General features: G+C 72.2%; 20 protein-coding genes and 1 pseudogene. 12 read left to right on the forward strand and 9 right to left on the reverse strand.

All coding sequences use genetic code 11. The annotated features are described in order from the left end of the window. Positions 1-116 precede the first annotated feature (116 nt). On the reverse strand, positions 117-932 hold the full coding sequence (locus BU198_RS10210; protein ID WP_188296535.1) for an SAM-dependent methyltransferase: 816 nt from the start codon (positions 930-932) through the stop codon (positions 117-119). Between the two features lie 160 nt (positions 933-1092). Then, on the reverse strand, positions 1093-2445 hold the full coding sequence (locus BU198_RS10215; RefSeq protein WP_188296516.1) for an MFS transporter: 1353 nt from the start codon (positions 2443-2445) through the stop codon (positions 1093-1095). A gap of 146 nt (positions 2446-2591) precedes the next feature. Between BU198_RS10215 and BU198_RS10220 the strand changes: the two genes are divergently transcribed. Further along, on the forward strand, positions 2592-4199 hold the full coding sequence (locus BU198_RS10220; RefSeq protein ID WP_188296517.1) for an alpha/beta hydrolase: 1608 nt from the start codon (positions 2592-2594) through the stop codon (positions 4197-4199). A gap of 72 nt (positions 4200-4271) precedes the next feature. Here the strand turns inward: BU198_RS10220 and BU198_RS10225 are convergent, their stop codons facing one another. The 3 genes from BU198_RS10225 to BU198_RS10235 all read right to left on the reverse strand — a co-directional run bounded on the left by BU198_RS10225 (position 4272) and on the right by BU198_RS10235 (position 6336). Then, positions 4272-4622, reverse strand: coding sequence for a 5-carboxymethyl-2-hydroxymuconate Delta-isomerase (locus tag BU198_RS10225; RefSeq protein ID WP_188296518.1), 351 nt, complete (start codon positions 4620-4622; stop codon positions 4272-4274). A gap of 139 nt (positions 4623-4761) precedes the next feature. Then, on the reverse strand, positions 4762-5151 hold the full coding sequence (locus tag BU198_RS10230; RefSeq protein WP_188296519.1) for a ribonuclease domain-containing protein: 390 nt from the start codon (positions 5149-5151) through the stop codon (positions 4762-4764). Between the two features lie 114 nt (positions 5152-5265). Next, positions 5266-6336, reverse strand: coding sequence for a phosphatidylinositol-specific phospholipase C domain-containing protein (locus tag BU198_RS10235; protein WP_188296520.1), 1071 nt, complete (start codon positions 6334-6336; stop codon positions 5266-5268). Positions 6337-6643: 307 nt separating this feature from the next. Between BU198_RS10235 and BU198_RS10240 the strand changes: the two genes are divergently transcribed. Beyond that, positions 6644-7288 (forward strand): dihydrofolate reductase family protein, encoded by a 645-nt coding sequence (locus BU198_RS10240; RefSeq protein ID WP_188296521.1) that lies wholly within the window; start codon positions 6644-6646, stop codon positions 7286-7288. Between the two features lie 136 nt (positions 7289-7424). On the opposite strand, the gene BU198_RS10245 is transcribed toward BU198_RS10240, so the two are convergent. Continuing rightward, complete coding sequence (locus BU198_RS10245; RefSeq protein WP_188296522.1) at positions 7425-8303, reverse strand: geranyl diphosphate 2-C-methyltransferase; 879 nt, start codon at positions 8301-8303, stop codon at positions 7425-7427. A 140-nt stretch (positions 8304-8443) separates the two neighbouring features. Next, a complete protein-coding gene (locus BU198_RS10250; RefSeq protein WP_262987019.1) occupies positions 8444-9847 on the reverse strand; it encodes a family 2 encapsulin nanocompartment cargo protein terpene cyclase in 1404 nt (467 codons plus the stop codon). Between the two features lie 465 nt (positions 9848-10312). Here BU198_RS10250 and BU198_RS10255 point away from each other — a divergent pair, with 465 nt between their 5' ends. Further along, positions 10313-12511 (forward strand): terpene synthase family protein, encoded by a 2199-nt coding sequence (locus tag BU198_RS10255; RefSeq protein WP_188296523.1) that lies wholly within the window; start codon positions 10313-10315, stop codon positions 12509-12511. Positions 12512-12579: 68 nt separating this feature from the next. Here the strand turns inward: BU198_RS10255 and BU198_RS10260 are convergent, their stop codons facing one another. Then, the gene (locus BU198_RS10260; RefSeq protein ID WP_188296524.1) at positions 12580-13053 is read right to left on the reverse strand and encodes a hypothetical protein; all 474 of its coding nucleotides are present in this window, start codon (positions 13051-13053) and stop codon (positions 12580-12582) included. Positions 13054-13270: 217 nt separating this feature from the next. Here BU198_RS10260 and BU198_RS10265 point away from each other — a divergent pair, with 217 nt between their 5' ends. The 8 genes from BU198_RS10265 (at position 13271) to BU198_RS10300 (ending at position 23706) form a co-directional block, all read left to right on the forward strand. Continuing rightward, positions 13271-14041, forward strand: coding sequence for a uracil-DNA glycosylase family protein (locus BU198_RS10265; protein ID WP_188296525.1), 771 nt, complete (start codon positions 13271-13273; stop codon positions 14039-14041). Further along, positions 14041-15657: an amidohydrolase family protein gene (locus tag BU198_RS10270; RefSeq protein WP_188296526.1), complete on the forward strand. Its 1617-nt coding sequence runs from the start codon at positions 14041-14043 to the stop codon at positions 15655-15657. Before BU198_RS10265 ends, BU198_RS10270 begins: the two co-directional genes overlap by 1 nt. 47 nt (positions 15658-15704) lie before the next feature. Beyond that, a complete protein-coding gene (locus BU198_RS10275) occupies positions 15705-17336 on the forward strand; it encodes a S41 family peptidase (RefSeq protein WP_188296527.1) in 1632 nt (543 codons plus the stop codon). 554 nt (positions 17337-17890) lie between these two features. Continuing rightward, positions 17891-19327: an AmmeMemoRadiSam system radical SAM enzyme gene (amrS, locus tag BU198_RS10280; protein WP_188296528.1), complete on the forward strand. Its 1437-nt coding sequence runs from the start codon at positions 17891-17893 to the stop codon at positions 19325-19327. Beyond that, positions 19324-20856: a radical SAM/SPASM domain-containing protein gene (locus tag BU198_RS10285; RefSeq protein WP_188296529.1), complete on the forward strand. Its 1533-nt coding sequence runs from the start codon at positions 19324-19326 to the stop codon at positions 20854-20856. The genes amrS and BU198_RS10285 overlap by 4 nt, the downstream gene beginning before the upstream one ends. Positions 20857-20920: 64 nt before the next feature. After that, on the forward strand, positions 20921-22219 hold the full coding sequence (locus BU198_RS10290) for a coproporphyrinogen-III oxidase family protein (protein ID WP_188296530.1): 1299 nt from the start codon (positions 20921-20923) through the stop codon (positions 22217-22219). Between the two features lie 116 nt (positions 22220-22335). After that, positions 22336-22968, forward strand: coding sequence for a LysE family translocator (locus tag BU198_RS10295; RefSeq protein WP_188296531.1), 633 nt, complete (start codon positions 22336-22338; stop codon positions 22966-22968). Between the two features lie 57 nt (positions 22969-23025). Beyond that, complete coding sequence (locus BU198_RS10300) at positions 23026-23706, forward strand: YczE/YyaS/YitT family protein (RefSeq protein WP_188296532.1); 681 nt, start codon at positions 23026-23028, stop codon at positions 23704-23706. Between the two features lie 4 nt (positions 23707-23710). Here BU198_RS10300 and BU198_RS10305 read toward each other — a convergent pair whose 3' ends face one another. After that, on the reverse strand, positions 23711-25597 hold the full coding sequence (locus tag BU198_RS10305) for an RICIN domain-containing protein (protein ID WP_188296533.1): 1887 nt from the start codon (positions 25595-25597) through the stop codon (positions 23711-23713). Between the two features lie 327 nt (positions 25598-25924). Between BU198_RS10305 and BU198_RS10310 the strand changes: the two are divergent. Further along, positions 25925-26732: pseudogene (locus BU198_RS10310) on the forward strand (hypothetical protein); the annotation flags it as partial.

Raw genomic sequence — 26732 nt, forward strand, 5'->3', positions numbered from 1 at the left:
GTCCTCGGCGGGCCGGGCGGCGGCGTTCGGCGCGGCCCCGGTGCCGGCCGCCACCAGGGCCGCGCCGGCCACCGAGGTGCCCCGGAGGAGGGATCTGCGCGGGATCGTCATGGCCTTCAGGCCTTGCGGCCGACCCCGCCGTACGCCGAGACCTTGTGCTCCGTCGCGGCCGCGTCGGCGTCCGGGTGCCAGTGGTTGACCGGGACCACGCCCGGCTCGTCCAGTTCCAGCCCGGCGAAGAAGCGTTCGACGCGTTCGCGCGTGCGGAAGTGCAGGGTGATCCCGGCCTCCGCGTAGCGGCGGGTGGCCTTGTCCATCCGCTCCGGCGCGACGTCGGCGGTCCCGGCGGTGAGGGCCAGGAAGCTGCCGGCGGGCAGGGCGTCGAGGATCTTGCGGACGGGCGGGTGCGCGGCCTCGTCGGAGAGGAAGTGGACGATGTTGATCAGGGTCAGCGCGACCGGCTGGGAGAGGTCCAGGGTGGCGGCCACCCCCGGGTCGGCGAGGAACTGCTCGGGTTCCTGGAGGTCGCCGTGGACGTAGGCGGTGCGGCCCTCGGTGGTGCTGGTGAGCAGCGCGCGCGAGTGGGCGAGCACGATCGGGTCGTTGTCGACGTAGACGACGCGGCAGGCCGGGTCGACGGCCTGGGCGATCTCGTGCAGGTTGGGTGCGGTGGGGATGCCGGTGCCGATGTCCAGGAACTGGCGGACGCCGTGCACTTCGGCGAGCCGGCGGACCATCCGGTGCATCACCGCGCGGGCGGCGGTGGTGTCGGCGCGCGCGCCGGGCAGGTCGGCCATCACGCGGTCGCCGACCTCGCGGTCGGCGGGGAAGTTGGTCTTCCCGCCGAGCAGGTAGTCGTAGACCCGGGCGGAGTGCGCCCGGTCGATGCGCAGGTCCACCTGCGGCGGTGTCTCGAAGCCGGGCTCGGTCAGCCAGCTGTCCGACACGAACGTGTCCTGTGCGTCGGTGTCCTCCGTGCTGCGGTGCGGTGCGTTGGTGTCCGGTGTGTCCGTACCCGATGCGCTGGTGTCCACGCTCGCCCTCCCCGATCGGCGTTGTGTTGACCACTCAACCACATGGAATGACTGTCCGTCAGGCGGTTCCCGGCGTCCGCTGAACCGTGCGTTCCGTATCCAGGACCGCCGCGGCGAACGACGGCACCCGCATCGCCGTGAGCAGCCCGAGGGCCGGGCCCGCCGTGCAGACGGTGACGTACCAGGGAATCACGCCCAGCCAGTGCCGGTCCGACAGCCACTCGGCGAGCAGCGGGAAGGTGCCGCCGAACGCGGCGATGGTGGCCGCGTTGACCACGCCGAGGCCGACCGCCCGCACTTCGGTGGGGAACAGCAGCCCGGTGAAGACGTTGAGCGTGCCGAGCACCGTGGCCACCAGCATCCCCAGCAGCACGGCGACGATCTGGAACGGCAGCCAGCCCTGGCGCAGTGCGGCGAGCAGCACGCCGACCAGCGGGATCGGCAGGGCGAACCCGATCCGGGCGACCGGCAGCAGGCCGTAGCGGTCGGCGGCGGCGCCGGTGAGCAGCATGGTGACCAGGACCGCGCCCAGTACCACGGTCATGAAGGAGGCCGCCTCCTCCTTGTCGATCACGTGGTAGGCGGCGGCGTACTGCGGCAGGTAGACCAGCGCGAAGTAGTAACCGACCGTCCCGCCAAGGGTGTTGAGGAAGACGGTGAGCACCGCCCAGCGGTGTTCGCGCAGCACCCGCAGGAACGGCGGGCGGGCGGTGTGCCGGGCGCGCTCGCGGGCGCGGTGGAACTCCGCGCTCTCCGGCGCCCGTCGCCGCACCCAGACGGCGGCCAGCCCGAGCAGCGCGGCGACCACGAAGCCCCAGCGCCAACCGCCGTTCTCCAGGCCGGACTTGCCGATGGCGTGGATCAGCAGGGTGAGCACCCCGAAGGAGAGCAGCGAGCCGAGGATGATCCCGCCGTAGGAGACCGAGCTGAACGCGAAGCGGCGCCGGGGCGGGGCGGTCTCGGTGACGTACGCGGCGACGCTCGGCGCCTCTCCGCCGAAGGCGAGCCCCTGCACCACCCGGGCGAGCACGGCCAGCACCGCCGCCCAGGCCCCGATGGCCTGCTGCCCCGGCACCGCGGCGATGCCCAGGCTCGCGACGGCGATCACCGCCATGCCGAGGCTCAGCGCGAAGCGCCGCCCCCTGGTGTCGCTGAGCCGCCCGATCAGGTAGGAGCCGACCGGGCGGGCGACGAAGCCCACCGCGAAGGTGACGTACGCGCCGAGCACGCCGCTGACGCCGTGCTTGCCGTGGCCGAAGAGGTCCGCCGCGAAGTAGGGCGCCAGGACGGCGTAGATGTTCCAGTCGAAGGACTCGACCACCGATCCGACCGTCGCCGCGGCCAACTCCCGCCGCCGCCCGCCCGCTTGCGCTTCGTCGCGGACCGGAGCGGCCGCGCTGCGATCTGTCATGACCTCAGCATGGCACCGTCCGGACCCGGACGGAATCATGCCCGGCCGCCGGGTGACCGGCGTCGTCAGGACCGCTCCGCAGAGGCTTCTGAGAATCCCATGTGACTGATGTGACAGTCAGGTGATATTTGTGTGCCGTGCATTCCATGATCACGCGTACCCCGCGGCGCTTCCTGCCCGCCACCGTCGCAGCCCTCGCCACCGCCGCCCTGCTGGCCGGCTGCACCAGCGGGGGCGGCACCACAGCCGCGCCCGCGACCACCACGACCACCGCCGACCCGGCACCGAGCGCCACCCCGACGCCGACGCCGACGGTCAAGCCCACCGGCGCCAACGACCCCGCGCTCAAGACCTTCTACGGCCAGCAGCTCACTTGGGGCCCCTGCCAGAAGGACCCGGAGAACGAGGAGGACACCTCGGCGCTCCAGTGCGCCACGCTCAAGGTGCCGCTCGACTACACCGCCCCGGCCACCGCCACCCTGGACGTCGCCGTGGTCCGCAACGCGGCCACCAAGCCCGACCAGAAGATCGGCTCACTGCTGCTCAACCCCGGCGGCCCGGGCGGCTCCGGAGTCCAGATGGTCGCCTACGACCCCAAGCGCTTCGACGGACCGCTGCACGACCGCTACGACATCGTCGGCTTCGACCCGCGCGGAACCGCCGGGACCAGCCCGCTCAACTGCCTGGACGACCAGGCCAGGGACGGCTGGCTGAACACCGACCAGGCAGGCGCCGACCACGGCAAGCAGCTGGCCGACGCCTGCCAGGCCAAGTACGCCCAGATCCTGCCGTTCGTCAGCACCCGCAACAGCGCCCGGGACATGGACGTGCTGCGCGCCGTCCTCGGTGACCAGAAGCTCAGCTACCTCGGCCTGTCCTACGGCACCTACCTCGGCTCGCTCTACGCCGAGGAGTTCCCGGACAAGGTCGGCCGGGTCGTCCTGGACGGCGCCACCTCGGCCTCCACCTCGCTGGTCCAGCACAACATCGAGCAGCAGGCCGGCTTCGAGCGGGCCCTGAAGGCCTTCGCCGCTGACTGCGTCACCAAGGCCGCCTGCTCGCTCGGCAAGGACCCCGAGCAGGCCACGCAGAAGCTCGCCACGTTCCTCGACGGGCTCAAGGACAAGCCGCTGAAGACGGAGAGCGGCCGTGCCCTGACCTCCAGCATCGCCTGGACGGGCGTCATCAGCCGGCTCTACGGCGGCGAGAAGGCCTGGGAGGGTCTGCGCAACTCCATCGGCTGGGCGATGGTGCGCGGCAAGGGCGACTACCTGCTCGATCTCGCCGACGCCTACAACGGCCGCGACAAGGACGGCCACTACCGGCCCTCGGCGGACGCCTACACCGCCATCCACTGCGCCGACGGCGCCACCGACGCCCCGGCCGGCGAGCAGTTGCAGGCCGCGCTGACCGACCTCGCCGCCAAGGCCCCGCTGATCAGCAAGCACGACCCGCAGTCCGCGCTGTTCGACCCGGACTGCCGGATCTGGCCGTTCCGCGCCACCGAGAAGCCGCACGTGATCAAGTCCGCCGCCGCCAACCCGATCGTGGTCGTCGGCACCACCGGCGACCCGGCCACCCCGTACGCCTGGGCCGAGAAGCTGACCGCCGAGCTCGGCAACGCCGTGCTGCTCAGCCGCGACGGCGAGGGCCACACCGGGTACGGCGCGAGCAAGTGCGTCCGCGCCTCGGTGGACGCCTTCCTGCTGGACGGCACCGTCCCGGCCGCGGGCATCCACTGCCCGACGGACTGACCCCGGGCCGGAATGGAAGGCGGCGCCGGACCCTCGGGTCCGGCGCCGCCGCCGTTTCGCGGAGGGTCCCGCTCAGTGCCCGGGGTGGTGGACGAAGCGGTAGGTGTCGCGGTCGAGTTCGGTGACCTGGACGCCGATCACGGCGGGCTCGGCCAGCCGGTCGCGCAGCGCCGCGAGCACCCGGTCGGTCAGCGCGGCGCGCTGCGCGGTGCTGCGGCCGGCCAGGATCTTCACCTCGACCAGCACCGCGGCCTCGCCGCTCGTCCCGTCCCCGACGTGGTGCAGTGCGGCGGGGCGGAAGAGGGTCTTGCAGTCCGTGACCGGGGTGTCGATCACCTCGGTGATTGCCCGGTGGAGTGCGGCGGCCAGGCCCGCCCGGTCGAAGTCGAGTGCGGCCGAGTGGTCGACCAGGATCTGCGGCACGGGAGCCTCCGGGCGTCGGTGACGGACGCCCCGACGCTACCGGAGCCGTCCTGGACCCCGGCGTGGGGTGCGGCGCCGGGGTCCAGGACGGGATGGGACGGATGGAACAGCTGGAACGGGTGGAACGGAGGCCGGGTCGTCAGCAGCCGAAGTCGATCTTGCGGAAGGTCACGTAGTGGTCGGCGGTGTAGTAGTCCTCGTGGTACTGCGTGCCGGTGACGATGCGACGGGCGCCGCGGGTCGGCGAGCCCGGGGTGACCACCGTGTACTCGTGGTAGTAGCCGGTCGACCGCGAGGGCAGCACGCCCTCCCGGTTCTGGAAGACGATGCCGTCCTGGCTGTACGGGAACGGACCGCCGGAGGCGATCAGGTCGAGGGTGGTGTCGGCCTGGGAGGGTAGGGCGGACAGGCACACCGAGCCGACCGCGGCGTGCGCCTCGGTGGCGACGGCGATCGGCGCGAGGGTGACCAGGGCGACGGTGGCGGTGGCGGCGACGCGAGTCTTCCACGCGCGTAGAGTTCGGGTCATGACAAACAGGATGGCGACCGCCCCGCGCCATCGGAAGCCCCGTTCCAAGTCTTCATCTCCGGTCAACACGACGTACCTTCCGGTGACGTGACCCGGTCAGCGGCCCGGCCGGACTCAGCCGCGCGACAGCACCAGCGACTGCACCGACGGGAGCTTGCGCCAGTCGCTGGACACGATGCTCGCGTGCGCCTTCGCCAACTGCTCGGTGCGGGCCCGCGCCTGGTCGGCCGTCGGATCGGTGCCGCTGATCTCCGGGGCGACCAGGTGCGAGTCCGTCATCACCAGCAGGTAGTGGGCGTCGTCGTACCACGCGGTGTCGATGGTCCTGACGTAGGTGGAGGCGTCACCGTCGAAGACCGCGAACCAGGGCCGGATCGAGGTGTCCGCGCCGGTGTACTGACCGCGCGGGTCGCCGGTGGCGGCGCCGAGCACGGACGGGAACACCTGGGCCTGGCCGATCCGGCCGGCCGCCGCCAGGTCCCGCAGGTGCCGGCCCTGCTCGACGTCGGTGTGCAGGGTGTCGAAGGGGTTGCCCAGCTCGACGGTGCCCGGGATCGCGTACAGCAGCACCCGGCCGGCCAGCGCTGATCGGCTCGGCCAGTTGCCCGCCCGCACCGCCTCGTCGAGGCTCGGGTACGAGCCGCCGCCGGGCTTGGCCAGCAGGTCGGCCGGGCGCAGCACGGCGGAGCCCAGGTGGGCGGCGATCAGCGCGTCCAGCTGGTCGGGGCCCATCCCGGTGTTGGCCGAGTAGCCGGGCTTGAGCTCCAGCTTGATCACCAGCGGGCCGGCGCCCGGGTGCGCGGCGAGCCAGACCCGGACGTCGTCCAGGCAGCTCTCCAGGTTCTGGTTGGTGCTGCCCGCGTACAGCTGCGCGGGGGTACTGGCAGCGGTGCAGTTGTTGGAGTTGCCGAACGGGTTGGAGTGGCTGACCTGCCACTGCTTGGTCACGATGTTCGGCCAGAGGTCCAGCTCGATCATCCCGGTGCCGGTGTCCAGGCCCTGGGCGAGGTACGGGAAGGCGGCCGGGTCGTAGGTGTTGTGCAGGCCGACGGTGGTCGCGGAGCCGAACGGCAGGTCGCCCGGTCCGCCGGTGGTGGCGTCCGCCGGTGCGGTCGGGATCAGCGCGGCCGCGGCGGCGATCAGGCCGGCGGCCAGGAATCCGGTCAGGGTGCGGCGTACGGTCATCGGGACGGTCCCCCCAAGTCGTGGGATGCCGGCCGCCCTGCTCCCGGGCAGCCTGACGAAGCATCGCCCGCCCGGGCGTGCTCAGGATGAAGAAGGCACGACAATAGCGTGACGGCTGCACCGCTTCTCCCCGACTCCCCTCCCCTTCCTCCACCCGACCCCCACCCGCCCCGGCCGCCACGCCCACGGCGGTGACGGAACGTCAGGACACCACCGCCCCGGGTTAGCGTGACCCGGATGCGAGGGCGGCCGGTCCGCGACCGGGACGACACCCCGCCCCCGAGGCACCGAACGGCGGAGGAAGCCGATGTCCCTGGTCCGGGTCCACAACTTCTCGATCTCCCTGGACGGCTACGGCACCGGCGAGGGGCAGAGCCTCGACGCGCCGTTCGGCCACGCCGGCCACCGGCTGCACGACTGGTTCTTCGGCACCCGGACGTTCCGGCGGATGAGCGGCAAGGAGGGCGGCGGGACCGGCGTGGACGACGCGATGGCCCGCACCTGGGCCGACGGCATCGGCGCGGAGATCATGGGCCGCAACAAGTTCGGCCCGCAGCGCGGCCCCTGGCAGGACGAGGACTGGCGCGGCTGGTGGGGGCCGAACCCGCCGTTCCACACCCCGGTCTTCGTGCTCACCCACCACCCGCGGCCCTCCCTGGAGATGGACGGCGGGACGGTCTTCCACTTCCTCGACGCCTCCCCCGAGGAGGCGCTGCGCCGGGCCAGGGAGGCGGCCGGCGGCCTGGACGTACGGATCGGCGGCGGTCCGAGCACCGTCCGGGCCTTCCTGGCGGCCGATCTGATCGACCACCTGCACGTGGTCGTGGTGCCGTTGCTGCTCGGGCGGGGCGAGCGGCTCTGGGACGGGCTCGAAGGACTGGAACAACGCTTCCGCACCGAGGCGGTGGCTAGCCCGAGCGGCGTCACCCACCTGACCTTCACCCGGCCGTAGCGGGCGGCCCCCACCCGCACGAGCACGGCGGCGGCCTCCCCGCACCCTCGGGGAGGCCGCCGCCGCTGCGCCACGACCTGATCAGGCCTGGTCGGAGCCGCCTGATCAGGGCTGCCCGATCAGCGCGTCGCCGGGATCAGACCCGGTCGGCCGCGATCAGCACGTACTGGAAGGAGCCGTCCTTGTAGGACTCGATGAACGCCTCCTCGATGCCGGTCACCAGCGAGGTGGTGTTCCGCAGCTCCCAGTAGGGCAGGGTGTCCGGGGTCAGGTCGATGACGGCCTGCGGCACCAGGCGGTTGTCGGCCATCGCCCGCAGGTACTCGCGGCGGGAGTGGATGTTGCACTCGAAGTGGGCGTTGATCTGCGAGACCCACTTCGACGGCTGGCCGTACCGCGGGTTCCAGCAGCCGGTGATGGTCACGTACCGGCCGCCGACGCTCAGCACCCGGGAGTGCTCGGCCATCAGGTCGTGCAGGTCGACGTACATGCTGGACTCGTTGTTCCAGGAGCCCGCGACCGTGCCGGTCTCGACGGGCATGTTCAGCATGTTGGCGACCCGGGAGCGGACGAAGTCCCCGATGCCCAGCTCGGCGGCGCGCTTGTTGCCGAAGTCGGCCTGCTGGGTGGAGAGGGTCATGCCCTCGACCCGGCAGCCGAAGCGCTGGTGGGCCATCACCATCGAGCCGCCACGGCCGCAGCCGGCGTCCACCAGGGTGTGGTCGGCGCGGATGTCGCCGAGGTGGTCGAGCAGCACGTCGGCCTGGGCGGACTCCAGGCGGTGCAGCTCGGTGATCACCTTCTTCTCGCGCTCGCTGTCGGCCGGGTCGCCGATCGCGGCCTGGTCGATCGCACCGATGCCGTAGTGGTGGTGGTAGAGGCCGTCGACGTCACCCAGGCGAAGGTTGACCGGACGGGCCTCGTGGTCCCAGTAGCGTGCGATGTCGCCCTGGTACGGAGTCGCCGGGCCGGGGATGGTGTTGCCCGGGGTGGTGATGTCGTCGGTCACGGACATGGGTCAGCTCCTAGCGGATGGTTAACGGTTGCTCGCCGGGAATCGCTCACCGGTCGAGTGGTCACGGAAATCGGGTACCGGGGGACGGCTGCCGGACGGCGGTCACCGGAACGGGGACCGGTCGCCGGGAGCCGCTCCCGTCACCAGAAGTCGGGCAGGGTGTAGCGGTAGGTGTTGGTCTGGTGCCAGTAGTGGTTGCCGTCGACCCATGCGGCCACGCCGCGCAGGAACCGTAGGACCGTCGGCACCGGGCAGGCCACGGCCAGGGCCGCCGCCTCGGCCTCGAAGGCGCGCATCAGGTCGTTGTGGACCTCGACGGCCTTCAGGTAGCCCTCCTTGCGGGAGACGCCCTCACGCTCGGAGATCACCACCGGCAGGTTCAGGTGCAGTCCGGGGCTGGCCAGCTCCTTCATGTACGAGTACAGGTCGTTGACGATGGTGGTCGCGTTGGAGGCCAGCGCGATCACCCGCTGCATGGCGGGCAGCGCGTGGAGTTCGGCGGGCAGCTCGTAGCCGCCGACGGTGTCCGTGATCGTCGGGCAGGGGCGGAAGTTGTTGAACTGGCGCATGGCCAGGTACTCCCACACCTCGGGGACGTGGTCCGCCTGGTCCCAGGCGGCCTCGGCCAGGTACCCGAGGTGCAGCCGCGCCATGTCGTGCCGGAAGCGGTCCGACTGGGAGGGCGTGGCGGCCCGGCCGAAGTACTCCATCGCCGAGTGGTACGAGCGCCGGGGCGCGTCCGAGGAGAGCGAGGCCTCCCAGTCCGGCTGGTACTCCGGCGTGGTGTGCAGCGGGTCGAGCGCCGTGTGCGCGAGCAGCAGGCGGCTGCCCAGGCCGATCGGCGAACCTCCGAGGTCCTCGCAGTAGCAGTCGTCCACCGCGTTCTCGGCCACCATCAGGCGGGCCGCGAGCATCAGGTGGTCGACGCTCGGCGCGTCCGGGTGGCAGGCCACCATGTAGCGCCCGGTGGAGAACCCGTCGAAGTCCTTCTCCCACTCCGGCGGGTAGAGCTCGATCTCCTCCATCGCCCAGATCTTGAGTTCGGCGCTGAGCGCCTCCACCCGTACCGGGTCCGGCTCGGCGATCGGATGGTAGTACAGGCCGGGGATGGGGTCCCCGCTCTTGGGCTTGCCACCGCTCGGCACCTCGGCGACCCTGCCCTCGGCGGGCAGGGTGAGGCCGGCCGGGATCAGTCCGGTCGGGGTCTGGCCCGCCAGGGCCGGGCCGGAGGGCGTCACGCTGGGCGGGATCAGGAGGGCCGACAGCCGGGCCTCGGGGGTCACGGCCTGCGGCGCCGTGGTCTCCGGCACGACGACGTCGGGCACCACGGCCTCGGCCACCGCGGCCTCGGCCACCGGAGCCTCGGGCACCGGGATCTCCGCAGCCGAGACCCCAAGTGCCGCGACCTCGGGCGCCGCGACCTCCGGTGTCGCGACCTCCGGCGTCGCAGCCTCGGACGCCGGGACCTGCGGCCGGAACTGCAGCCCCGAGGTGCCCAGTCCGCTGGGCCCGCGCAGGATCCGCTCGATCGCCGGGGAACTCATGAGCCCACCGCCGGGGCGGAGTCGGGCCCGGATGGTGTGTCCGGTCTGGCACGCAGGGGCATGGAGCCTCCTCTGAGAAGGGTCGCACGATATGACGGGTCGTCATCTCACCCGTCTCGAACAGGAACTCCGGCCGAAGATCCCGTTCCGCTCGGTTCCCCACCGTAGGCGCGAAGGGGCGTTCCGCATCGCAACGGACGATCTTCATCACCCGATAGGGTGAACGTTTGTGCTGACGGTGTTTGAGGGCGCCCCAGTCGTGCATCGCCCCACCCCGCCTCTTCGGCGCCTCGGCCGCCCGCCCGGCCCGCCTCTCGCGTCAACCTGGTGCACTTCACCCGTGTCCCGACCCGGCCCGCCGCGTTGTGCCACTCGTGGCTGGGGCTGTTCGAATGCGAAACGAATGACCGACGGTCGCCTGCCACGCCTTGGTCACACATCCGAACTTCCCGGAAGGAACCCGCAGTGGCAGCGATCTCGATGCCGGACTTCTACCTCCCGTGGCCGGCCCGCCTCAACCCCCATCTGGAGACGGCCCGGGCGCAGAGCCTGCTCTGGGTCCGCGAGATGGACATGCTCGAACCCGTCTGGGACGAGGAACGGTTCACCGCGATGGACTTCGCGCTCTTCGCCGCGTGGACCCACCCCGACGCCTCACCCGACGAACTCTGCCTGATGAGCGACTGGTACGTCTGGGGCTGGTACGTCGACGACTACTTCCCCCAGGCGTACACCGAGGCCGAACAGCTCGGTTCCGCCAGGGAATACCTTTTCCGCCTGCTGGACTTCATGCCCCTCGACGGCAGCGCGTCCGGCCTCACCCCGGAGAACCCGCTGGAACGCGGGCTGGCCGACCTCTGGGCCCGCACCGCGCCCGGAAAGTCGGAGCCGTGGCTGCGCCGTTACGTCGCGGTGATCCAGGACATGGCCGAGGAGGCGCTGCGCGAGCTGTTCAACCTCGCCCGCGACGGCAGCCGGGTTCTCGACCCGATCGAGTACCTGGAGATGCGGCGTTCCGTCGGCGGGATCCTCTGGTCGGCCCAACTGCTGGAACACGCCCTGGGCCTGGAGCTTCCGCCGCGCCTGCTCGACCAGCGCCCGCTGGAGCTGCTCAACGCGGCCTTCGCCGATTCCCAGGGGTTGCAGAACGACATCATCTCCTACGAGATCGACCTCGCCGAGGGGAAGGTGAACAACGGTGTGACGGTCGTGGAGCACTTCCTCGGGTGCGAGACCGGGCGGGCGGTGGAGGTCGTCAACGACCTGGTCACCGACCGGCTCCAGCAGTTCGACCACACCGCCGCCACCGAACTGCCCATCGTGTTCGAGGAACAGCTGCTCTCCCCCGACGAGCGGGCCGGCGTCCTGCGTTACGTCCAGGGGCTCAAGGACTGGATGGCCGGCAACCTGGAGTGGGCCCTGCGCCCCGGCGGCCGCTACCTGCCCGCGGACTCGGAGCCCGCCCCCGCACCCGCGCCGTCCTTCCTCACCCCCTCCGGCCTCGGTACCGCCGCCGCCCGGCTCGGCCTCGGCCCGGCCCCGCTCGGCCTGCGGGCCCGCAGCTACCTCAACGCCCCGCGTCAGGAGCGCGAGCAGCTCGAACTGCCCGATTTCTACATGCCCTTCGAGGCCAGGACCCACGGCGAACTGGAGACGGCGCGCGAGCACGGCGAGGCGTACATCCGCCGCACGGGCATCCTGGACGTTCCCGGGCTGGGGATCTGGGACGAGGCCAGTGTCCAGGCCGCCGACTTCGCGCTGTTCGGCGCTCTGACCCACCCCGACGTGCCGCTGGAGCAGCTGGACCTGCTCAACGACTGGTACACCTGGGGCTTCCTCCAGGACGACTACCTGCTCGAAGTGTTCAAGCGCCGCCGCGACCTGGCCGGCGCCAAGGCCTACCTCGACCGGCTGGAGCTCTTCGTCCCGGCCGAGCCGGTCGCCGTGCTGCCGACGCCGACCAACCCGTCCGAGCAGGGGCTCGCCGACCTCTGGTGCCGCACCGCCCCGGCCGTCGGCGACGAGCTGCGGCGCAAGCTCTCGGCCAGCACGGTCGTCCACCTCCGCTCCGGGGTGTGGGAGGTGTTCAACGCCCTCCAGAACCGCACGCCCGAGCTGATCGACTACACCGAGATGCGCCGCCAGACCCTCGGCGCCGGGGTCTGCGCGGACCTGATCCACCACGCCGCAGGCGTGGCCGTCCCGGACGCCGTGATGACCAGCCGGCCGATGCGCCGGCTGGTCACGGCGGTCGGCGACTGGGCGGGCTGGTTCAACGACGTGGCCTCGTACCAGGTGGAGATCGAGTACGAGGACGACGTGCACAACGGCGTCTACGCACTGCGCCGCTTCACCGGTGGGACGCTCCCGGACACGGTCGCGGCGGTGAACGACCTCCTCACCGCCCGGATGAAGGAGTTCGAGCACCTCACCGACTCCGAACTGCCCGCGCTCTACGACGAACTGGAGCTGGGCGAACAGGAGCGGGCCGGAATGGCGGACTACGTCAGGCAGCTCCAGGAGTGGCTGGCCGGGTTCCACGCCTGGCACCTGCGGACGGGCCGGTACACGGACTTCCCGGTCCGCACCACCCTGCCCGCCCGGCTGCTGCCCTCCCCCACCGGGCTCGGCACCTCGGCCGCCAGGATCGGCCTGAGCGCCTGACCCCACCGGCACGGGAGGTCGGCCTGACCGACCTCCCGTGCCGACCCGCCCGGCCGACGGGCACCGGCTCAGCGCCAGACGGCCTTCCCGTCCCGGACCACCAGGGCGGCGGGGCGGTCCGACTCATGGGGCCGGATCCAGCCCAACCGGACGGTGCCGTCGCGGTGGCGGTAGCGGTCGGAGGCCCGGCCTGCCAGCCAGGCCAGGAGCTCACCCGTGATGTCGAAGTCGTCGGGGTGGATCTCCTGGCGCACGGTGAGGGCCCAACGGCCGGACCACGCGTCCTCGGTCGGCACCAGCAGGGACACCAGCACCCCGCCCACCCGGTGGGCCGCGCCGTGGTGGCCCAGCAGCGGCCTGGGCTCGTCCTCGACGGAGATCCCGCCGTCGTCGTCCACGGCCACGACGGGGAAGGCGGGCACGATGCGCAGTTCCGCCGGCCGGGGCCCGAGCCCCAGGTGCCACCGGAGTTCCGCCTCCTCCTCCGCCGACAGATCGTCCAACAGGTCCAGCGTGATCGAGATCTCGTAGAGGTCGCCCATGGCGGCAAGCTAGCGCGGGGCTCCGACAGCACCGACGCCGGGGCGGCCCGCGCGGCCCGGCACCGGCACCGTTTTGCGGGGACGGGGGCGGTGTGGTGCGCTGGTAGGGACACCGGAACGGCCGACACGCCCCGGTACCGCCCCCGCCGAGCACGGGACCCGCCACGGTCCGTGAACGCCGGCGCCCGGGGGCCACCGGTGAACGAGGTGATGACCGATGCCCGAGTTCGACCGGGGGCCGACGGACGCGTTCGCGGAGCTGTTCGCGCGGGTGCCGGATCCGCCCGATGAACAGGCGTTCTGGTTCGACTGGGGGCCGGTGTTCTACCGGGGGCGGCTGGACGGCTCGGCCAGGGTACTGGTCGTCGCCTCCGACCCGGGACCGACCGAGCGGATCGCCGGGCGCACCCTGGTCGGCAACGCCGGGCAGCGGGTGCAGGGGTTCCTCGCCAAGCTGGGGCTGACCCGGTCCTACGTCTGCCTCAACGCGTGGGCGTACGCCGTCCACCCGTCGCGGGCCGAGGCGATGAAGGAGCGGCTCGGCGAACCCGCGCAGGCGCAGTGGCGCAACGAGGTCCTCGGCACGGCGGTCGGTCCGGGGCTGCGGGCCGTCGTCGCGATGGGGTTCATGGCCCAGGAGGCGGTGCGGCTGTGGGACGCCCGGCCACAGCAGGCCGTGCTGGTGAAGGCGCCCCACCCGTCGAGCCACGACTCGGTGGCGCTGCTGGACGGCTGGCGCGCCGCGATCACCGCGCTGCGCCCGGTCGTCGAGCCGGACGAGGACGGTGACGCCACCGGCCCGAACTACGGCGGCACGTTCCTGGAGAGCGACTACCGGCCGATCCCGCGCCGCGACCTGCCCTTCGGCGCACCGGCGTTCCTGGGGGACGACGCCTGGGTGCGGGCCGCGGGCGACCAGACGCAGAACTCCGTCGGCCGCCCGGCCCCGGACGACGGCCACACCCTGGTCTGGAAGGCGCCGAGCTGATGGCCCTCGTGCTGCGCGGCACCGTCGTCACCTTCGACGGCGAGCACCGGATCCTCGACCCGGGCGCGGTGTACGTCGGCGACGACGGCCGGCTCGGCGCGGTGCTGCCGGCCGGGCAGGCAGCACCGGCCGGGTTCGGCACCGCCCCGGTCGTCGACCTCCTCGGCACGGGCGCGCTGGTCCTGCCCGGCCTGGTCGACCTCCACGGCCACCTCCAGTACAACACCCTGCCGCTCTGGGAGGCGGTCGGTGTCCCGTACCTGCACCACGACCGCTGGGTGGACGAGACGCGCGCACCGGACTACTCGACGTCGGTCACCTGGCCCGCCAGGGTGCTCGGCACCGCCGCGCCCACGGCGCTGCTCGCGTACATCGAGGTCAAGGCGCTGGTCGGCGGGTCCACCTCCGTCCAGGGCGCCCCGCGCGCGACCCGCCCGATCGACGGCGGGCCGGTGCGGATCGTGGACGTCGAGAAGCTGCCGGCGGGCCGCGACACGGTGCTGACCGCCGCGCTCCAGCAGCACGCCGACGTGCTGCGCGACGAGACGGCGGGCAAGCTCGACGGCACCCGGGTGCTGATCTACCACGTCGCGGAGGGACGGCACTTCGCGGAGCCGGACCCGGCGCAGCCGCAGTCCCACGTCCACCAGGAGTTCAAGGATCTCGCCCCCTGCCTGAAGCCGGGCCTGATCTGCGTGCACGGCACGGCGCTCACCCCTGCCGAGTTCGCGGCCTGGCAGGACGGCGTGACGGCGCTCGACCCGGCCGAGCGGGGCACCGTGGTGTGGTCGCCGTTCTCCAACCACTGGCTGTACCACGAGACCACGGACGTGGTCGCGGCGTCCGCGCAGGGGCTGCGGATCGCGCTCGGCTCCGACTGGTCGCCGTCGGGGACCAAACACGTGCTCGGCGAGCTCAAGGTGGCCGACGGCATCAACCACCACGACTTCGACGGCCACTTCGACGACCGGGCGCTGTGCGACATGGTCACCGCGAACCCCGGGGACGCGCTCGCGACCGCCTGGGGGCCGCAGGTGGGGCGGCTGGCGGCGGGCAGCTCCGCCGACCTGCTCGTGCTCGAACGCCACGAGCCCGACGAGGACGTGTACCGCAACCTCGTCGACGCGACCGAACGGCACGTCCTCCTGGTCGTCTCCCGCGGCGTCCCGCGGTACGGGACCGGGCCGCTGATGACCGCCGCCGGGGCGGCGGACGCCGGAGCGATCGAACCGGTGGGCGGGCTCCGGCGCAGGGTGGCGGTGCGACGGCCCGGCGGTCCCGGTGCCACGGGTGCCGGTGCCGGTGCCACGCTGGACTGGCCCGCCGTCAAGCGGGCGCTGGAGAAGGTCCGCCGGGACCCGCGGGCCGCCTGGCGCGACGCCCAGGACGGGCTCGCGGCCTGGGGCGGACCGCTCGACGACCCCGACGCACCGCTGGCCCTCTTCGGCGACATGCCCGAGGGCGAGGCGGCGGCGCTCGCCGGCACCGACGACGTCCCGGCCGGCCTGGTCATCCCGCCGCTGGACGCGCTGACCCACGACGCCGCCTTCTTCGCCGCCGTGGACCGCAGCGGGATCCCGGAGCTGACCCGGCTGAAGGACTACTACGACCTGTGAGAGCGGGACGGGCATGAGGACGGAAGCGGCATGAGGACGCGAGCGGCATGAGCCCGCGGGTCACCGGGCCGGCCCGGGTGCTGCCGGACTCGATCGGGCTCGACGCGTTCATGGCCCGGGTCGCCGCCGACCCGCTGCCGCTCGCCGACCGCTACCGGCTGGTGACCGCCGCCCGGATCCTCGTCGAGGAGCTCTACGTCCACCTCCCGCTCAAGCGTGCCCGGTACGCCACCGACCCGGTCCAGCGCCTCCGCCTGCTGGAGCGGCGCGTCCCCGCCCTCAGCGAGTTGCAGTTCCACGCCGAACTCACGGGCGTCTTCCGGGACTTGCGCGACCTGCACACCGTCTACCAGCTCCCCTCCCCCTACCGCGGCCAGGTCGCCGTGCTGGGCTTCCTGGTCGAGCGCTACCAGGACGAGGACGGGATGCCGCACTACCCGGTCTCCCGGATCGACGACTCACTCCGGCACGCGGACTTCGAGGCCGGCGTCGAGCTGGAGCTGTGGAACGGTGTCCCGGTCGAGCGCGCCGTCGAGCGCAGCACGGCCGCGCAGGCGGGCTGCGGCCCGGACGCGCGGCTGGCCCGCGGACTGGAGTCGCTGACGCTGCGCCCGCTGCGGACCGCTCCGCCGCCCGACGAGCGCTGGGTGCTGCTGACCTACCGCACGCCGGAGGGGCGGGTGCGCGAGACCCGGGTGCCGTGGCGGGTGCGCACCGCGGAGCGGTACCGGGGGCGGGAGCAGGATCCGGTGCCCACGCTCGGCACGCACCTCGGCATCGACGCCGGCAACGAGGCGACCCGCCAGGCCAAGCGGGCGCTGTTCGCCCCGGGGCCGGCCCGGCTGTCGGTGGCGCGGGCGCCGCGTGACGTCCTGGCGTACTCGCGGGCCAGCGCACGGCCGTACGGGTACCTGCGCATCTTCTCCTTCAACGTCGCGAGCGCGCGGCGGTTCGCCGAGCAGGTGGCGGCGATCGCGGCGAAGGCTCCGGCGCAGGGGCTGATCGTGGACATCCGCGGCAACCCGGGCGGCAACATCCTGGCCGCCGAGGCCGCGTTGCGGGTGCTGAGCGGGCACCCCGTCGCCCCGGTCCGGTTCTCGCTGCCGACGACCCGGGCCGCGCTCGCCCTGGTCCGCGCCGATCCGGCCCTGCGCCGGTGGACGGACTCGATCCACGACGCCGTGGAGACCGGCGAACCGTACTCGCAGGCGTTCCCGCTCACCGACCCCGAGGCGGTCACCGCGGGGCTGCCGCATTACACGGGACCGAAGGTCCTGATCGTCGACGCGCTGACGTACTCGGCCGCCGACGTCTTCGCCGCCGGATTCGCGGACAACGGAGCGAACAGCGGAGCGGACGGCCCGGCGGACGGAGAGGCGGACGGCCGCCCCGGCCCGGTGCTCGGGACGGCCGCGAGCACCGGCGCCGGCGGCGCCAACGTGTGGACGTACGAGCTGCTGGGCGTCTGGCTGCCCGAGCTGCTGCCGGCCCTGCCGCGCGGGGCCGGATTCCGCGTCGCCCTGCGCCGCGCCACCCGGGCCGGGGCGAGCATCGGCGTCCCGCTGGAGGACTTCGGTGTCGCGGCCGGCCCGCTGCACCGGCCGACCAGGCGCGACGTCCTCGGCCACAACGAGGACCTGCTGGCGGCGGCCGCCGCGCTGCTGCGCCGGGAATCCTGACGGGCGCGGTCGGACCCCGCGGGGCCCCGGCGGGTTCGGGGCCGGGACCGGTGCGGGGCAAGCGGCACGTGCGACGGGTGACCGGTGATGCGGCAGGAGCTCAATTCGGCTGTGGCCGACGACTTTCGGCCACCTCTCGCGTGGGGCAGCCCCACTCGCGCCACCCGACCGGAACGGCCCGCGCCGGCCCCGGGCCGGGGAACCCGCTGAGCAGGCCCGAGATCGCCGAAAGTAAGGGTCGCCTTACTCATGCCCGCGCGCGATCCGCACGCATTGTCCGCTTAACGATGCCGACCGGATCGCACGACGTTCGGACTTCTTGACAGGAATAAGAACGTCCAGTGAACTCATCGAAGTTCGCTGAATCCGCGGCGATCCTCTGTTCCCGCCGGCCCCGCGAATCCCCCCGGGCAGCGGGCTTTCCCAGCGGGAAAGCGTGACCCGATATCCGGACCACCACCGAATCCGCGGTTCCGGCCACTGTCGAATTCCACCACCCCCCTCCCACACGCTCCTGCCCGTCGCAGCCGTACCACCGCACGGAAGGAACCGCCATGTCGCAGAAGACCTGGGACAAGGAACCCCACCCCGCCAGACTGGAAGAGCGGCTGGAGGACAACATCGTCCGATGTCATCTCAGCCCCCGGAACTGCCGGATACGCCCCGGCCAGCACGGATTCTGCCGGGTCCGGGCCAACCGGGACGGCCGCCTGGTGACGCTGAACTACGGGCGCTCCGTCCACGCCACCGAGGAGACCATCGAGACGGAGGCCGTTTTCCACTACGCGCCCGGCGCCCGGATCCTGTCGATGGGCAACGTCGGCTGCATGCTCAACTGCGACTACTGCCACAACTGGAAGACCTCGCAGGCGCGTTACGTGGAGGACAAGGACGTCTACCACTACACGCCCGAGGAGGTCGTGGACATCGCCGTCCGGCACGGCATCAAGGTCATTTCCTGGACCTACAACGACCCGGTGGTGTGGCACGAGTTCGTCGTGGAGACGGCGGCCCTGGCCAAGGCGGCGGGAATCGTCAACCTCTACAAGTCCGCATTCTTCATCAGCGGCGAGGCCATCGAGGAACTGATCCCGGTCATCGACATCTTCTCGGTGTCGATCAAGTCCCTCGACCCGAAGTACTACCGGCGGATCACCAAGGGCTGGCTCGAACCTGTCCTGGAGGGCACGGAGCAGGTCTACCGGGCCGGCAAGCACGTCGAGGTGTCCACGCTGATGGTCACCGACCTCAGCGACGACGAGAAGACGGCCCGGGACATGGCCGCCTTCGTCGGTGAACGGCTCGACCCCGACGTGCCGACGCACTTCGTGCGCTTCCACCCGGACTACAAGATGACCGACACCATCCGCACCCCCGTCGACCGGCTGGAACGGGCCCGCAAGGTCGCCAAGGACCTGGGGCTGAACCACGTCTACCTGGGGAACGTGTACGACACCGAGTCGACCAACACCTGGTGCCGGAGCTGCGGCCTGCTCCAGATCACCCGGTACGGCCTCAACGCCGACCTGCTCGGCGTGGACGCGAAGGGCGCCTGCACCGGGTGCGGCACCCCCGCCGGGGTCGTGCTGCTGCCCGACGCCCGGCAGCGGACCCGGGTGCCTGAACTCCCCACCGGGCAGGGCCTGGACCTGGCGCGCTTCGACTGGCACGGGGACGTCCGCGCCCTGCACGTCCAGGTGCGCAACACCTCCGACGCACCGGTGCGGGCCTACCACCGCCGCTACGGCGACCCGGCCGCGGACCAGGGGTGGCAGATCGTCGACCTGGCCCCGCAGGAGAGCTTCCGGTTCATCGCGGCGAAGAGCACCGCGGGCGAGGCCGGCGTCCAGGTGGCCGTCCCGCCGCAGTGCACGTCCAGCCTCCACCAGGTCTTCGACCGCGCCCACTTCCCGACCGTCGAGGCCTCCGCCGGGACGCTGAACGAGGACGTCTCGCCGCTGCCGCTCTTCCAGCCCGGCCCCCGGTCGTGAACGGCCCCGCCGGCACGGGGACGCTGAGGCACGGGACGGACTACCGGGTCCTGCCCTTCAGCGCCGACACCTCCGCCGTCCTCATCACCGGGAGCCACCGGCTGCTGCTCGCCCCGTCGGACACCGCCGAACGGCTGGCGTCCGGGGTCGACCGCCTGCACCCCGACGAACGGCAGGCCTGGGAGCAGCTGCTGGCCGGCGCCGCGGCCGGCCAGGAGTCCAACCGGGTCCGGCTGCGGGAGGGCGCACTGTCCGACGGCGCCGACTTCGCCGTCAACGTCAACCTGACGAACGTCTGCAACCTCGCCTGCACCTACTGCTTCGCCGAGGGCGGCGACTACGGCCGGATCACCGAGGCCATGGGCGAGCACTCGATCGCCTGGATCTTCGACTTCGTCGACCGCTACGCCGCGGCCGGGCAGCGGGTCCGTTTCGAGTTCTTCGGCGGCGAGCCGCTGGCCAACTTCGAGGTGATCCGCCGGATCTGCGAACGCGCCCGCGCGCTCGCCGAGAGCTCGGGCACCGAGTTCGTGCACCGGATCTCGACCAACCTGACCCTGATGCCGCAGGGCATCGAGGAGCTCTTCCGCGATCACCGCTTCATCGTCTCGGTCTCGCTCGACGGCGGCCGCGAGGTCCAGGACGCCAACCGCCCGTCCAAGAACGGGAAGGGGTCCTACGACCGGATCATCCGCAACCTGGTCCGGCTGCGCGAGGCGTGCGGTGACGAGGTCACCCTGGTCGCCCGGATGACGATCGCGACGGCGCAGCCCCGTCTCACCGACAACGTGCTCGACCTGTGGGAGCTGGACCTCTTCGACTACTTCCAGATCTACCCGGGCGTCTACCCGGTGGAGCAGGGCACGACGGTGCCCATCGCGCTCACCCTGGGCGACCGCAAGCTCTCCGAGCCCAAGGGCATCCGGTACATCAACCACTTCCTCCAGCCCGGCATCGTCGAGCAGTTCAAGGAATTCCTGGTCCACTACCCGCGGCTGTTCGCGCCCGGCAACCGGTTCAAGGGCGTGCTGGAGTACGAGCGCGCCGTGCAGATGATCGCCGAGGGGGCCGCCGCGCTGGCGTTCTGCTCGGGCGGCCGGACGTACTACACCCACTCCCCGGACGGCAGCGTCAGCCCGTGCCACCGCCTGGTCGGGGACGAGTCCTTCGACGTGGGCACCGGCTCCGAGGGGCTCACCCGGGAGCACCCCGAGTGGCAGCGCACGGTCGACGAGCACCCGGTCTGCGGCGGCTGCTGGGCCCGCTACCTGTGCGGCGGCGGCTGCCGGCAGGAGAACCACGTGGCGACCGGTGACGTGAACGAGCTCAACTCCGAGTCGTGCCAGTACCAGTTGATGCTGGCCGAGGAGGTCGTCAAGATGCTCGCCAGGTCCGCCGTCGACTACCGGGAACGGTCCCGGGCGCGCTACGACGACCTGTTCGTCTCCTGCGGGCGCCCGGTGGTCCCCAACGACCGGCCGGCCCTCGACCCGGCCGCCGACGTCCACCCCTTCCAGGTCCTCTGCTGACGGCCTCCCCCTCCGATCCGTCCACCAGCACGCCAGGCCGGCCCCGATGAAGGAGCGACAGCAGATGGCCGAGAAGATCGTCCGCCGGAACATCCACACCTATCCGTTCAAGTACCGCCACCACGAGTACGACGAGTACTTCCGCCTCGAGAACGCGGTGCTCTACCTGCACGTGCCGTTCTGCCTCACCAAGTGCGGATTCTGCGACTACACCGTCTACATCAACCGCAACGAGCAGCACTTCGCGCAGTACGTCGACGCACTCGAACGCGAGATCCGGGCCTTCGCCGCCAACCGCTCCTTCCCCGGGTTCCGGGTCGACGCGGTGTACTTCGGCGGCGGTACGCCGGGCATCCTCACCGGCGACCAGACGGCGCGGCTGCTGGACGTCTGCCGGGAGTCGTTCGAGTTCAACGAGGGCGCGGAGATCGGCCTGGAGTTCGACCCCTCCACGGTCGACGAGGCCAAGATCGCCCGGATGCGGGAGGCGGGCTTCACCCGGCTCAGCGTCGGCGTGCAGGCGTTCGACGACCGGCTGCTGGAGATCTGCAACCGCTCGCACGACCGCGCCACCGCGGAGCGGGCCTTCCGCACCGTCGTCGACGGCGGCTTCACCCACACCAACATCGACCTGATCTTCCCGCTCCCCGACCAGTCCGTGGACGACTGGAAGCGCAGCGTCGACCGCGCCATCGAACTCGAACCGGCCTGCGTCACGGCCTACGGCCTGGAGATCTGGCCGAAGACGGCTTTCCACTCGCTCATCACGTCGGGGAAGATGGCGCTCCCGACGGCCGCGGACGAGCGCCGGATGTACGAGTACGCCATCGACGCGCTGGAGGCCGCCGGCTTCGTCCGGCGCAGTTCCACGGGCTACTTCCACCCCGACCGCTGCGCCGACTACTCGCGCTTCCTGGAGTACTACTGGCGGACCTGGCCGATGATCGGATTCGGCGTCTCCTCGAAGAGCGTCATCCACGACCGGCTCTTCGTGAACGTCAAACCGCTGAAGAAGTACTACGAGATGGTGGAAAGCGGTCGAATCCCGCTGGATTTCGCCACCTATCTCACCAAGGACCAGGAGATGCGCCGCGTCATGATCCGCGGCCTCAAGATGTGCGAGGTCAGCCGGCCCGATTTCCGGGACCGGTTCGGCGTCACCATGGAGGCGGTATTCGGGCCGGAGATCGAACAGCTCGTCGAGAAGGGCTGGCTGGAGCCGCGGGGATCGGACGTGTACGCCCTGACCAGGCTCGGACAGCTGTTGTCGACCAATGTGTACGAGCTGTTCTACGCGCCCGAAGATCTCAGTCCGGCTCAGGGCGATGAGGTACGGTTCGGCATATCGGAGCTCGTCGAGTGATCTGATCGACGAGCGTTGTCGAACTGTCACGAGGGGCTGACCGGTTTGTCGCGCACGTGCTCGCACCAGGCCTTTTCCTTGAGCCGAAAGGCCGCGCCGGCCATGCGGGGAGAACGGTGAACGTCCTCCCCGCGTGGTTCGCGGGACTCAGCCTCGGATTCCTGGTGGCCCTGCCCCTCGGCCCGATCGGCCTGCTCTGCGTGCGCAGCGTCCTGCGCGACGGTTTCCCGACCGGCTGGGCGATCGGCCTGGGCGCGGCGCTGGTGGACGTCGCCTACGCCGGCCTCGGCCTGGCCGGTGTCGGGAAACTGCTGGACATCGCGGTGCTGCGGACGGTCCTCGGCCTGGCCGGGGCCGTGGTGCTGGTGTACATCGGCGCACGCTCCCTGCGGGCCGCCTTCCGGGTGAAGGTCGCGGGCGAGGAGCAGCCGGAACACGAGCCCGTCCGCCCGGCGAAGGCCTTCCGTACCGCGCTGGCGGCCACCGCCTCCAATCCGGCGACGATCGGCTACTGGGCCGCCGCGTTCGCCGCGGCCACGGCGGCGAACGTCACCGGGACGCTGCCCGCCTCGGTCTCGATGCTGGTCGGCGTCGGCTGCGGCACGCTGCTGTGGTTCACCCTGCTGAGCACCGGCGTCCTGGTGTTCCGCCGACGGCTCAGCGCCCGCCTGTTGCAGGGTGTCGACCTGATCGCCGGTGTCGGGGTCATCCTGTTCGGCGGCTTCCTCGCCTACCAGTCGTTCGCCTGAGCCGTACCCCCTCTCCTCGGTGCGGCGTGCCGGGCGCCGTCCCCGTGGAGGATTCCCATGAACGCGCACCGTCCCTCCGGCGGTGGTCCGAACCGACACCCCCTGCGGCCGGCCGAGCTGGCCCCCAGGGGGCTGGTCTACCTGCTGGGCTGTCTGGTCTTCTCCCTGGGTGCCCACTGCTTCATCCGGTCCGACCTGGGCACCGACCCGCTCGACGTCTTCTCGCTCGGCGTGCTCAGGCACCTGCCGCTCACCATCGGCATCTGCCAGGCGGTCGTCGCGATCGTCTGCATCGCCGTCTGGTCCGCGTGGAACGGGAAGCGTCCGGTCGTCTCACCGTTCGTCACCTTCTTCCTGTGCGGCAGCCTGATCGACCTCTTCCAGTGGCTGCGCCCGGCCGACTGGCTGGGTCTGCGGAGCTACCCGCTGATGCTGCTCGGCGCGCTGCTGTGCGCCTACGCCTCGGCGCTGATCATCATGAGCGGCTTCGGCATCCGCGCCATCGACCTGCTGGCGATCACCATGCGGCATCGCTGGACCTGGCCGTTCTGGTGCGCGAAGGGCCTGGTCGAAGGGGTGCTGCTGGTCTGCGGATGGCTGCTGGGCGGTCCGGTGGGCATCGGCACGGTGGCCTTCCTGGTCTTCGTCGACCTGCTCATCGAGCCCTTCGTCCGGTTCAACCGGCGCTTCCTCGACATCCCCGACCACGGCTTCGCCGTCACCCTGGCCGTGTCCTGAGCCACTACCGGCGCGGCCCGTAGGTCCAGTAGTGGTCCGGGTAGTCGCCGCACGGGTACTGCATCAGGGGCGCCTGCGGGGCGACGCTGCCGTAGGAGACGGCGAGGCACTGCCCGCTGTTGCCGTTGACGAAGCGGTTGCCGTGCGGCCACTGCTCGATCCGCCAGGTCTGGCCGGAATCCCTGCCGCAGGCCGACTGGACGACCGGGGCGGCGGCGTCGGTGCTGTGGTCCCGGACGGAGAGGCACAGCGAGCTGTTGTAGCTGACGATCCGGTAGTAGGTGTCGCCCTCCGCGTCCGTGGAGGTCTTCCGGGCTTCCCAGAAGTGGTCGGGGTAGTCGCCGCAGGGGTACTGCTGCACGTTCTGGCCCTCGTCCCGGCTGCCGCCGGGCGTGGCCATGCACTGCCGGCTGTTGCCGTTCCTGATCACCACCGGTCCCGTCGGCGGGACCAGCGGGGTGCCGCCGAGCCGGGTGGGTGTGGGGTTCGTGGGCGGCGAGGACGGCGAGGGTTCGCCGGGCCCGGTCGAAGCGGACGAAACGGAAGGAGCAGCCGGTGCCGACGGGGTGTCGGCACCGGCGGACCGGGGTGCCGCCTCGGCCTGCCGGGGCGGCTCGGTCACCGCTCCCGTGGCGGGAGCGGGCGCACCGCTCGGTGCGGACGTGGCCGACGGCCCGGCCGGTGTCCCGCTCGGGGCCGGCGCCGACGGGCCGCCGGCCGACGGGCTGCCCACTGCCGGGCTGTCCGCCCCCGGTGCGAAGGGCGCCGGGGCCGCCCCGGCCTCCGGCCCGAGTCGGGCACCGGCGGCCTGAGCGCCCGGGCCCACGAGGGAGGGCGCCGGCGTGCCCACCCGCAGGCCCACCAGGACCCCGGCCAGTGCCACGGCCGTGACCAGAGCCACTCCCGCCGTCCCCATGGCCATGCCGGTCCGGTAGGCCCGGCGCCGGCGTGCGCCCGCGGACCCACCGTGGGGAGGGCCGGTGTCCGCCGGCCGGGGAGTGGGCGGAGCGGACCGGTGGTTGTCCGCGGTCCTGACCAGTTCGCCGCGGACAACTCTGGGGCCGGCGGCGGAACGGGCCAGCCAGACCACTTCCCGGCACTGCTCCGTCAACGCCTCCCGCACCTCCGCGAGGTCGCCCTCCACGCCCCACAGCACCGGCAGGTGCGCGGCCACCGCGCCGGCCACCGCCGGATCGGCCTCCGGCGGCCGGGCATCGTCGGTCCGGGCGCCGTCCGTCCGGGAGCTGTCCGGCCGGGTGTCCGTCCGCTCCTGATCGGCCAGGTCGCCGAAGGCCTTCCGCTCCCCTTCCGCCGTCTGCCGCACCTGCCGCGCGCTCTCCCTGATCCGCCGGACCTCGGCCAGGCAGCGGGTGGCGTCCCGCAGCCGGGCCCGCCGCGGCTCCCCGGCGCCCGCGTCGTCCGGCAGCGTCCCGGCGGGCCCCGTCCCGCCCAGTTCGCCCCGCAGCTCGGCCACGATCGCGACCAGCACCCGGATCAGCTTCCCCGCCTCCGCCACGCCCTCCTCGGCCTCGCGCTGTGCCCGCCCGGCCCGGTCCAGCGCCTGCTGCGCGGCGGACTGCCCTGTCACTGGCGGCGGAGGCAACTCCGGTGCCCGGGTGGCCCGTTCGTGCAGATCCCGGGCGCGTGCCAGCGACGCCGCCCGGGCCCGCGGGTCCGCCACGTGATCGTGGACCAGTCGCTGGAGCAGGTGCCACGGGATGTCCTTCTCCGCGGACCGGTACTCGCTCCAGCTGGTCCTGCCCGCCGGATAGCGCCGCGCGAGCTCACGGACCGTGGTTCCGTGCGTCAACTCCCGTACGAACCGGGCCAGGGCGTTCGCCTGCTCGGTCTCCCCCTTGAATCGCCCCTGCGGGCGTCCCGCACTCCCCATCCCGCGCCCCCTGTCCTGTCCGCGGCCGACCCGGATTGTCCGCCGCTCACCTGGGCCTTTCGACTCTCTTGTTGATGGACAATCAGAACAGCCCGCACGGTGGAGTCGCCACCGGGTCCCCGAACGGCCCGGCAGCAGCGCAACGGTACGAACGGGCATGACCAGCGTCCTTTCCGGAGGATCCGTCACGCCCGGTCACCGGCCTCGACCGATCCTGCACCCGGGCTCCGTCGCGGCTCCACCGACAGTCGGGGGAAGCGGGCCGGCGGTCTCCCGGGGCCGGCCGTCCGGCGCCCCACCCACCGAGCGAGCGAAGGAGGAAGCACCATGCCCGAGACGGAGGACGCCGACCGACCGGCGGGGCCGAAGAGCGGCAGTCGCCCGGAGCACGGGCGGCGCCGTCGGGTCCTGACCGCCGTCGCCCTGCTCACCGCGGCCGTGGGCGCCACCGCCGCGGCGGCCTACGGAGTCCTTCAGCCCGCCCGGGGCGCGAGCGATCCGGCCGGGGCGGCACCACTGGCCGCACCGACCACCGAGGGCAGCCTCGACCTGCGCGACCTGACGCCGGCCGAGGAGGACCTGCTCCACTCCGCCGAGCAGCTCCTGCTGCGCGACTGCATGCGGGCCAAGGGCTTCGTCTACCAGCCGGTCGCCCGTCAACCGGTGCCGGAGGCCAGGGAGTTCCCGTACGTCATCGACGACGTCGAGTGGGCCCGCCGGCACGGCTACGGCAGGGACATCGAACGCCGGCTGGAGGAGATCCGGACGGAGGACCCCAACCAGCACTACTTCGAGAGTCTCCCGGCCGACCGGAAGGCCCCCGCGATCGCCGCCGCCAACGGCCCGCGGGCCGAGGGGCTCACCGCCCGCACCCCGGACGGAATGCCGATCACCCGCAGTCCCGAAGGGTGCACGTCACAGGGCCAGCGCACGCTGTACCTGGACCTGGCGGCCTGGTTCCAGGCCCGGGTGACGATGGACTCCCTGGCCTCGCTCCGCGGCGAGAAGGTGACCGCCGACCGGGAGCTCGCCGGGCCCACCCGCGGCTGGGCGGCCTGCATGCGTGCGGCGGGCCACGACTACGCCGACCCGGCGGCGCTGCGCGCGGCCCAGCCGCCCCGGAGCCAGGCCTGGC

The organism is Streptomyces sp. CBMA156, assembly GCF_014596515.1.
GTDB lineage: Bacteria > Actinomycetota > Actinomycetes > Streptomycetales > Streptomycetaceae > Kitasatospora.